Genomic DNA, 9,033 nt, shown 5'->3' with positions numbered 1-9,033 from the left:
CACCGACCACATCCCGCTCGTCGACGCGGCCAACGCGGTCAGCCGGCTGGAGAACAAGATCGGCGACCCGATCCGCCTCATCCTCGTCCCCTGACACCCGTCAGCAGGACGACAAGCCACCCTGGGCAAGGGTGAATGGGCGCCGGTGCGTGAGGGCGCACCGGCGCCCACGCTTCCCGTAACCGTGGAGAGAAAGAACCATGCAGACGCCCGACATCCCGGGCATATAGTGCAGCGCAAGGATGCTCACTCCAACCGCCGACGGATCCTCGCGACCGCCCAGCAGAAACTGCGGGAGGACCCCGACGCGGAGACACCGGCCTCACGGCGGCGAACGAGCGCAGGCGGGAGGAGGAGCCTGGACGACCGGGGCCTCTCGGCCAGTAGCTCCAGTACGCGCCGGTAGGTCTCCTCCGGTGGCCGGTCGGGCAGTGCACGGGAGACCACCGCTAGTGACTGACGTGGGGGCCGGTCGGGCTCAAGGCGGTTGTCTTCAAGAGGCCGGACAGTGATTACCGACCGTCGGTGCGTGGGTGGCGGAAGTACGAAGTGCGCGAGACCGAGGAGGCGATCGTGACACGGCGCCGGGCACAGGCGTTCGTGCTTGGGTTGCTGTCTTACCTCCTACGCAGAACTGCTGGACGCTCGCCACGCACCGTGCTGGCGGAGGGGCAGCAGTAGGATCTGATCGCCTTCCTCGACCGCGGCCTGCTCATCGCCCAGTGGCCCATTCTGCGGACGTTGATCAGCCGTCCCCTTCGCGACGCGTGGGAGAACCGCTTCCCGGAGTTGCCCACGGACAAGGCCGCCACCACCGCGTGAGCCTCTCCGACCTGCTGCTTGCGCCCGGCCCCGGTGGCACGGCGCCGCTCGCTGCCCCGACGCTCACGCAGTGCGGACCCCGACGGGCCCGCCAGGCAGGAGCCAACTCCTCGAACCGCCGGGATGTGCACGGGAGATGCCGGTGAAGACAGGATGGGACAAGGCCGCACGGGCCCACTTGGTACTCACACCCGAAGAACCCGTGCGGGTGTCTCCACGTCACGGCCTGTCACTGTGCGTCCTTGGTCGGCGGGCATGGGCGGCGTTCCTGCTCCGTCAGCAGGAACGCTGAAATCGCTTCCAAGAACGCCTCCGGCGCCGCGCGGTGGATCAGGTGGCCAACCGGGATGGTGACCGTTTGCCCGCCGGGGATACGCCGGGCCAGCTCGGCGATACCGTCCTGGGGCACATGGCTGCGTGGGCCGCCGGCCACCACCAGGGTCTCGGCGGTGATTTCGCTGAGTCGCTCCAGCCACCTGGGGTCAGGCATGTCGATTTGGCGCCTGATGGCCAGCACCATCTCCCAGTCGAAGGTCAGGTCCCCGTCCGGCCTGGTCGGGGTGGTCTGCTCCCGGGGGCGCGGGATCGGAACGTCCTCCAGGACGAGCCGGCTCACCCGCTGCGGGTGGTCCTCCGCGAGCATGTAGGCCACGATCCCGCCCATGGAGTGCCCGATCAGTTCCACTTGGCCAAGCCCCAACGTGTCGAGGAACCGAAGCACGTCGGCCAGCATGAGTTCGAGCGAGTAGTCCCCCGGCCAGTCGCTTCGGCCATGACCGCGAAGATCGAGGGCGTACACCCGTCGGCTGCGGGCGAGGACGGGCACCACCGTCTCCCAGTCGGTGGCATCCTCGCCCAGCGCGTGCAACAGGACGAGCGGCGGAACATCCGACGGACCCGACACCTGATAGGCCAGCCGGACCCCTCCCACGTCAACCGAGCGTTGATCAACCATGTTCCGGACGATATGCGGAACAGTCCTGCCGGAGTCCGACGTTCACCAACGGCCGAAAAACACCAACCACGGTGAGACCTCGGGGGACTGAGCCGCACGGCCCGGCCCCCGGTCTTCAATAGGGTCGCGCCGGAACTCCTCGGCGATCGGGGCCGGCAGCTCCAACACCCGCTCGCCGCATCCCTGGCCCCCGGTCATGTCCACCAGGGGCCCCATCACGCGCCCGCCGCGCAGGTGCGGGCCGAGTACGCCGAGCGCGACGTCCACCCGCCCCGCCCGAACCAGCGCCTCGGCGTAGTCCCGCCACGCTTCGACCACGTTCTCCTGCGACCCCTTCGGGTGCGCCAGCTCCAGCGCCTGGTCGACGCGGCCCCACCGCAACAGGACGTCGGCACCCGCCCGCAACGCCGGCTGCCAACCAGTAGCCGCGAACGACTCCACCACCGTCCAGGCCCGTCCGAACTCCCCCACCGCACACGACCCCCGCACCGCACCCGCAGCACAGAACCAGTCCCCACGCTCCCGTGCCGCCTCCACCAGGGCCTCCAGGCCGCCGCGTTCGAGGATCTCGTCCACGTGCTCCGGAGTGGTCAGGCGCCACCGTCACCCCGCTGCTCGCCGCTGGGCAGCTCGCTGCTGCACGCTGCTCGGCATCAGCGCCTACGCCGCCACGGTGGCCACCCACGCAACTCGACACGCAGCCCCGGGCATGAAACGTCCGCGGAGTGTCCACCCGGCAGCGCGCCACCCCCGTGGCGCCGGACGGGCGCCATGCGTCATGCGTCATGCGTCATGCGAGCCATGCGGACTCCTTGTGACGTATCCGTGGGGAGACGTCCGAGTGGCCCGCGACAGCGGACGTGCCCGTGGTGCCGGGTACGGCCGAGTGCCCCAGGTGCCGGTGCACGAAGTGGATGGCCATCGCGCCCTCACCGGCCGCGGAGGCCACCCGCTTCACCGAGCCGCTACGGACGTCCCCTACCGCGAAGACCCCGGGCAGGCTGGTCTCCAGGGTCATGCACGAGCGCCCACGGCCGTGCCACACCTCGGGGTGGGCGCAGGCTTCCTGGGCCTCCGGCCCGGTGAGGACGAAGCCGCGGGAGTCGAGAGCGATGGTGCCGGCGAGCCACTCGGTGTGAGGTTCGGCGCCGGTGAAGACGAACAGGCTCCGTACCGCGAGCCGGCGGTGCCCGCCCGTGCGGTTGTCGACCACGTCGAGCTCCTCCAGCACTTCCTGGCCGATGACCTCGGTGACCTCGGTGTGCAGCATGACCTCCACCCGCGGGTGGCGCTCGACCTGGTCGACCAGGTAGCGGGACATGTTGGCCTCGAGGCTGGCTCCTCGGACCAGCAGGTGGACCTTCGGCGCGTACCCGGCGAGGAACAGCACCGCCTGGCCCGCGGAGTTGCCTCCGCCGACGACGGCCACCGGATCGGCGCCGCACTGCTGGGCCTCGTAGACGGTCGCCGAGTAGTGCACGCTCGTTCCCTCCAGGCGTTCGATGCCGGGCACCTGGAGCCGGCGGTAGCGGGCGCCCATGGCCAGGACGACCGCGCGGGCGGCGATCTCGCCGCCGTCGGCGAACGCCACGACGTAGTGGTCGTCGTCCTTGCGATGCAGACCGGTCGCCTCCAGTGGAAGGCTGATCCCGGCGCCGAACTTCTCAGCCTGGAGCACAGCGCGTTCGGTGAGTTCGGCACCGGAGATGCCGGAGGGGAAGCCGAGCAGATTCTCGATGCGGGACGACGTGCCGGCCTGGCCTCCGGTGGCCATCGCCTCCGCCACCGTGGTGCTCAGGCCCTCGGAGGCGGCGTACACCGCGGCGGCGAGGCCGGCGGGTCCGGAGCCCACGATGAGGACGTCGCCGTGTCGGTTTCCGGCGGGCAGTGACGGCAGGCCGATGAGCCGGGCCAGTTCCGCGTTGTTGGGATTGCGCAACAGGGTGGTGTCCCGCCAGATGACGAGTGGTGTCTCCGCCGGGCCGACGCCGAAGCGGCGCAGCAGCTCCTCGGCCTCCTCGTCGGTCTCCAGGTCGATCCAGCGGTGCGGCAGCCGGTTGCGGACGGCGAACTCGCGCAGCCGTCTGGTGTCGGGCGAGTAGCGCGAGCCGATGATGCGGAAGCCGGCGCCCTGGCCGACGAGCAGCGCGCGACGGCACAGACAGGCGCGCAGCACGATGTCCCCGATGGCGGAGTCCTGGGACACCAGGTGGCGCAACTGGTCCAAGGAGACGACGAGGACCTCGCCCGGGTCCCTGGCGACAGCGGTGTAGAAGGCCACTTGTCCGTACAGCAGGCCGAGTTCGCCGATGAAGCGACCGGGGCCGTGCACGCGCAGCACGTGCTCCTCGGGAGTGCCGTGGTCCTCGACGACGGCGACGGTACCGCTGAGGACGACGAAGAACGTCTCGCAGCGCTCCCCCTCCCGGATCAGCACGTCGTTCGGAGCCATGGTCCGGCGTTGCCCGTGCTCCGCCAGACGTGCTATCTGGTCCTCCGTGAGGCGCGGGTACGCGCCGTTGATGTCCGGGGTCTCCCAGAAGGCGGCCTCGTCCGCTTCCGGCACCGGTTCTTCGCCCGGCAGCGACTGGTCGCCGGGCATCAGACGAACGCCTCGTGAACGAAGCACCAGCGCCATTCCTCGCCGGGCTGGAACGACTGCACGACCGGATGGGCGACGGCAGCCGCGTGCTTGCGCGCGTGCTTGTTCGGCGAGGAGTCGCAGCAGCCGACGTGCCCGCAGGTCAGGCAGAGCCTCAGGTGGACCCACGGGGCGCCGATCATCAGACACTCCTGACACCCTTCTGGGGTCAGCGGCTGGACCGGCCGGACAAGCGCGAGGTGGGGGTCTGCATGCAGGGTCATCCGGATCACCCTTTCCGGGCGGTGATCGACTGTTCCACCCAGTGGCGCAGAGCGGGGGCGGGCGCCGCCCCCGCCTGCCGGGCGACTGTCTCGCCCTGGTCGAGGATCAACAGTGTCGGTACGGCCTGGACCTCGAAACGCTGCGACAGCCGCGGGTTCTTGTCGACGTCGACCTTGACGAGTTTGATTCGGCCGGCGAGATCGGTGGCGACCTTCTCCAGTGCGGGGCTGACCATGCGGCAGGGGCCGCACCAGGTGGCCCACAGATCAACCACGACGGGGATGTCGGCCCGCTCGGCGACCTCGGTGAAGTCGTCGTCGCCCGCGTCCACCATCCACGGTAGGTGCTGCTTGCAGTGGCCGCACTTAGGGCGGCCCTCCGCAGCCACGGGCACCCGGTTGGTGCGCCCGCAGTGGGGACATTTGACGGTCGTCGCCTGCATCGTGCTCATGCCGCCTGCGCTCCCTTCACGTCTTCGGGCTGGTCGTAGGTGACTACCAGCTCTCCGTGTTCGGCGTCGACGCGGACCGTCGCGCCGTCCTGGACGTCACCGCGCAGAAGGGCGCGCCCGATCATCGTCTCGACCTCGTGGGAGATGTAGCGGCGCAGCGGCCGGGCCCCGTACACCGGGTCGTATCCCTGGTGGGCGATCAACTCACGCGCCGCTTGGGTGAGTTCAACGGCAATGCGGCGTTCGGCGAGTCGGCGGCGCAGCTCGTCGAACTGCAGCTCCACGATCCGCTCGATCTGCCGCTCACCGAGCGGCCTGAACAGCACGATGTCGTCGACGCGGTTGAGGAACTCCGGGCGGAAGTGCCCGCGCAGCTCGCCCATCACCAGGGCGCGGGCGTCCGGTTTGATCTCGCCCTCGGCGGTGGCGCCGTCGAGGAGGTGCTCGGAGCCGATGTTGGACGTCATGATGATCACGGTGTTGCGGAAGTCGACGGTGCGGCCCTGGGAGTCGGTGATGCGGCCGTCGTCGAGGACCTGCAGCAGGGTGTTGAAGACATCGGTGTGCGCCTTCTCGATCTCGTCGAACAGCACGACCGAGTACGGCTTGCGGCGTACGGCCTCGGTGAGCTGGCCCCCTTCCTCATAGCCGACGTATCCGGGTGGCGCGCCCATGAGCCGGCTGACGGTGTGCCGCTCCTGGTACTCACTCATGTCGAGGCGAACCATGTTCTCCTCGGAGTCGAACAGGGCCGCCGCAAGGGTCTTGGCCAGCTCGGTCTTCCCCACGCCGGTGGGACCGAGGAAGATGAACGAGCCGATGGGGCGGCGCGGGTCGCGGATGCCGGAGCGGGCGCGGATGATGGCGTCGGCGACGAGTTTGACGGCCTCGTCCTGGCCGATGACGCGCTCGCGCAGGATCTCGTCGAGGCGCAGCAGTTTCTCGCGTTCGCCCTCCTGGAGACGGGCGACGGGGACGCCGGTCCAGGCTGCGACGATCTCGGCTATCTCCTCCTCGGTGACGACCTCGCGCAGCAGCCGGTTCTGCCCTTGTTTGGCGGCCAGTTGCTCCTCCTCGGCCTTCAGCCGGCGCTCCAGGTCCTGCAGGCGGCCGTAACGGAGTTCGGCGGCGCGGTTGAGGTCGTAGGCGCGTTCGGCCTCCTCCGCCTCGAGGCGGACCTGCTCCAGTTCCTGGCGCAGTTCCTGTACGCGGCGGATGGCCTGCCGTTCGGCCTCCCACTGGGCGCGCTTGGCGTCGGCCTCGCCGCGCAGGTCGGCCAGTTCCTTGCGCAGTTCCTCCAAGCGGTTCTTGCTGGCGGCGTCGGTCTCCTTGGACAGGGCCGCCTCCTCGATCTCCAGGCGGGTGACGCGGCGGGTGATCTCGTCGAGTTCGGCGGGCATCGAGTCGATCTCGGTGCGCAGCCGGGCGCACGCCTCGTCGACGAGGTCGATGGCCTTGTCGGGCAGGAACCGGTCGGTGATGTAGCGGTGGCTGAGGGTGGCCGCGGAGACCAGTGCGGTGTCCTGGATCTTCACGCCGTGGAAGACCTCCAGACGTTCGCGCAGTCCGCGCAGGATGGAGATGGTGTCCTCCACGCTCGGCTCGTCGACCAGGACCTGCTGGAAGCGGCGTTCGAGGGCGGCGTCCTTCTCGATGTGCTTGCGGAACTCGTCGAGGGTGGTGGCGCCGATCATGTGCAGTTCGCCGCGGGCGAGCATCGGCTTGAGCATGTTGCCCGCGTCCATGGCCCCTTCGGCGGCACCCGCGCCCACGACGGTGTGGAGTTCGTCGACGAAGAGCAGGATGCGCCCCTGGGCGGCCTTCACCTCGGACAGCACGGCCTTGAGGCGTTCCTCGAACTCGCCGCGGTACTTCGCGCCGGCGACCAGGGAGCCCATGTCGAGGGCGAACACCGTCTTGTCGCGCAGGCCCTCGGGGACGTCGCCGCGAACGATGCGCTGGGCCAGGCCCTCGACGATGGCGGTCTTACCGACGCCGGGATCGCCGATGAGGACGGGGTTGTTCTTGGTCTTACGGCTGAGGATCTGAGTCACGCGGCGGATCTCCGCATCACGGCCGATGACCGGGTCCAGCCGTCCGGACCGAGCCTCGAGGACGAGATCGCGGCCGTACTTCTCCAGGGCCTCGTAGGCCACTTCGGGGTTGGCGGAGGTGACGCGCTGGTTGCCGCGGACCTGGGTGAGCGCGCTCAGGAACGAATCCCGGGTCACGCCGTGCTCCTTGAGCAGGCGCCCGGCGGCGGTCGCCGAGCCCTCCTCGGCCAGGGCGAGCAGGAGGTGCTCCACGGACACGTACTCGTCCTTGAGGCGTTTGGCCTCCCGCTCGGCGGCGTCGAGCAGGCGGGACAGGCGCTGAGTGACGAAGACCTGGCCGGGTGCCGCGCCGGGACCGGTGACCTTCGGGCGGCGGGAGAGTTCCTCGCGCACGGCCGCGCGCAGCTCCTTCGGCTCGGTGCCGGCCTGTTGCAGCAGCCGTGGGATCAGACCGTCCTCCTGATCGAGCAGCGCGAGCAGCAGGTGTTCCCCGTCGACCTCGGTCTGCCCCATGCCGACGGCCGCGCTCTGGGCCTCCTGGAGGGCTTCCTGGGACTTCTGGGTGAGACGGTTCATGTCCATGGGGGTGTTTCACTCCTCGTACCGGCGCGGCGCAGGGCGGCTTCGAGCATGCTGATGCGGTCCAGCAGGTCGAGCACCAGGCCGATGGATGCGTAGTTGAGGCACAGCCCGGTGCGCAGCCGCTGGACGCGGGCGAGGACAGCCGGTGCCGTGGGTTCGAACACCAGCCCTCCGGAGCCGTCGCGCTCGGCCTCGACCAGGCCCAGAGCGACGAACCGACGTATGAGGTCGGGATGGACCCCGGAGAGGCGGGCCACGGTCTGCAGAGAGAGCCTGGGCACCGGCACGATCGCGTACCGGACGCGTGCCGACGCGGGAGCCGTCAGCCGAGACGCCTGGCGCGCCTCGGCGCGTGGGTCACTCATCGTGTCCTCCTGGGGTCGAACGAGGAGACGGCGGCGAGCTCCTCGAAGAGTGCGCGCTCCCGGTCGCCGAGCGTGGACGGCACCATGATCCGGAGTTCGGCGTAGAGGTTGCCGTTCGTGCCGCGCGGGTTCGGCATGCCCTCACCGCGCAGCCGCAGCCGCCGGCCGCTGGACGAGCCGGCGGGCACGTTCACCTTCGCCGTCTCCCCGCCCGGTGTGGGCACCGGAACCGTCGCACCCAGCGCGGCCTCCCAGGGGGTGACCGGAAGCTGCACATACACGTCCCGGCCGTCGAGGCGGAACTGGGGGTGCGGTTGGATCCGCACCCGCAGGTACAGGTCCCCGGCGGGGGCGTCACCGTTGCCCCGGCCGCCCTCGCCCGCCAGCCGGATACGCTGCCCGTCGACGACACCCGGTGGCACGTCGACCTCGTACCGCCGCGGCTGCCCTGTGGGACCGGCGAGCGTGACGGTGCGACGGCCACCCCGGTAGGCCTCCTCGACGGTGAGCGGCAGTTCGGCCTCCTGGTCCGCTCCGGGGACACGCACCCGTCCGGCGCCCCCGAAGAACGAGCCGAACAGGTCGTCGACGTCGACGCCCTCCGCACCGAAGCCGCTGGTGGCGTACCTGACCCGGGGGCCGTCCCCGGTGGACCAACGGAAGCCGCCGCCGGGCCCCGCACCGGCACCGACCCGCTCCTCCCAGTCCTCTGGAACCTTCCGGAAGTCCTCGCCGAAGCGGTCGTAACGGGCCCGCTGGTCGGGGTCGGACAGGACACTGAAGGCCTCATTGATCTCCTTGAACCGCTCCTCCGCCGCGGGGTCCTTGTTGACGTCTGGGTGGTACTTGCGGGCCAGCTTGCGATACGCCCGCTGGATCTCATCCTTGTCGGCGTCTCGCGGGACCCCGAGAACCTCGTAGAAGTCGCGTGCCATGGC

The 9,033-nt window shown here is 70.0% G+C and carries 8 protein-coding genes; all 8 read right to left on the bottom strand.

The features are described 5' to 3' along the window. Window positions 1-1,051 precede the first annotated feature (1,051 nt). Window positions 1,052-1,777 (bottom strand): alpha/beta fold hydrolase, encoded by a 726-nt coding sequence (locus ACZ7JA_RS32070; RefSeq protein WP_470811864.1) that lies wholly within the window; start codon window positions 1,775-1,777, stop codon window positions 1,052-1,054. Window positions 1,778-1,819: 42 nt separating this feature from the next. Continuing rightward, on the bottom strand, window positions 1,820-2,353 hold the full coding sequence (locus ACZ7JA_RS32065) for a hypothetical protein (protein WP_470811862.1): 534 nt from the start codon (window positions 2,351-2,353) through the stop codon (window positions 1,820-1,822). Window positions 2,354-2,567: 214 nt separating this feature from the next. Then, window positions 2,568-4,379, bottom strand: a complete 1,812-nt coding sequence (locus tag ACZ7JA_RS32060; protein ID WP_470811860.1) for an FAD-dependent oxidoreductase — start codon at window positions 4,377-4,379, stop codon at window positions 2,568-2,570. Beyond that, window positions 4,379-4,642 carry a UBP-type zinc finger domain-containing protein gene (locus tag ACZ7JA_RS32055; RefSeq protein WP_351669387.1) on the bottom strand — a complete coding sequence of 88 codons (264 nt, stop codon included), beginning with the start codon at window positions 4,640-4,642 and terminating at the stop codon, window positions 4,379-4,381. The genes ACZ7JA_RS32060 and ACZ7JA_RS32055 overlap by 1 nt, the downstream gene beginning before the upstream one ends. A 5-nt stretch (window positions 4,643-4,647) precedes the next feature. Beyond that, window positions 4,648-5,094: a thioredoxin gene (gene trxA, locus ACZ7JA_RS32050; protein ID WP_389298356.1), complete on the bottom strand. Its 447-nt coding sequence runs from the start codon at window positions 5,092-5,094 to the stop codon at window positions 4,648-4,650. After that, window positions 5,091-7,730, bottom strand: coding sequence for an ATP-dependent chaperone ClpB (gene clpB / locus ACZ7JA_RS32045; RefSeq protein WP_389298354.1), 2,640 nt, complete (start codon window positions 7,728-7,730; stop codon window positions 5,091-5,093). Before clpB ends, trxA begins: the two co-directional genes overlap by 4 nt. Beyond that, complete coding sequence (locus tag ACZ7JA_RS32040) at window positions 7,721-8,095, bottom strand: chaperone modulator CbpM (RefSeq protein WP_389450630.1); 375 nt, start codon at window positions 8,093-8,095, stop codon at window positions 7,721-7,723. Before ACZ7JA_RS32040 ends, clpB begins: the two co-directional genes overlap by 10 nt. Beyond that, window positions 8,092-9,030: a DnaJ C-terminal domain-containing protein gene (locus tag ACZ7JA_RS32035; RefSeq protein WP_470811857.1), complete on the bottom strand. Its 939-nt coding sequence runs from the start codon at window positions 9,028-9,030 to the stop codon at window positions 8,092-8,094. The genes ACZ7JA_RS32040 and ACZ7JA_RS32035 overlap by 4 nt, the downstream gene beginning before the upstream one ends. Window positions 9,031-9,033: the final 3 nt, after the last annotated feature.

It is taken from the genome of Streptomyces sp. NPDC038135 (genome assembly GCF_055601245.1).
This window is presented reverse-complemented; position numbering and strand designations above follow the sequence as displayed.

Bases quoted from the DNA above. Each gene is read 5' to 3' on its own strand.
- ACZ7JA_RS32070 (WP_470811864.1), bottom strand. From the start codon at position 1,777: ATGGTTGATCAACGCTCGGTTGACGTGGGAGGGGTCCGGCTGGCCTAT.
- ACZ7JA_RS32060 (WP_470811860.1), bottom strand. From the start codon at position 4,379: ATGCCCGGCGACCAGTCGCTGCCGGGCGAAGAACCGGTGCCGGAAGCG.
- ACZ7JA_RS32055 (WP_351669387.1), bottom strand. From the start codon at position 4,642: ATGACCCTGCATGCAGACCCCCACCTCGCGCTTGTCCGGCCGGTCCAG.
- trxA (WP_389298356.1), bottom strand. From the start codon at position 5,094: ATGAGCACGATGCAGGCGACGACCGTCAAATGTCCCCACTGCGGGCGC.
- clpB (WP_389298354.1), bottom strand. From the start codon at position 7,730: ATGGACATGAACCGTCTCACCCAGAAGTCCCAGGAAGCCCTCCAGGAG.
- ACZ7JA_RS32040 (WP_389450630.1), bottom strand. From the start codon at position 8,095: ATGAGTGACCCACGCGCCGAGGCGCGCCAGGCGTCTCGGCTGACGGCT.
- ACZ7JA_RS32035 (WP_470811857.1), bottom strand. From the start codon at position 9,030: ATGGCACGCGACTTCTACGAGGTTCTCGGGGTCCCGCGAGACGCCGAC.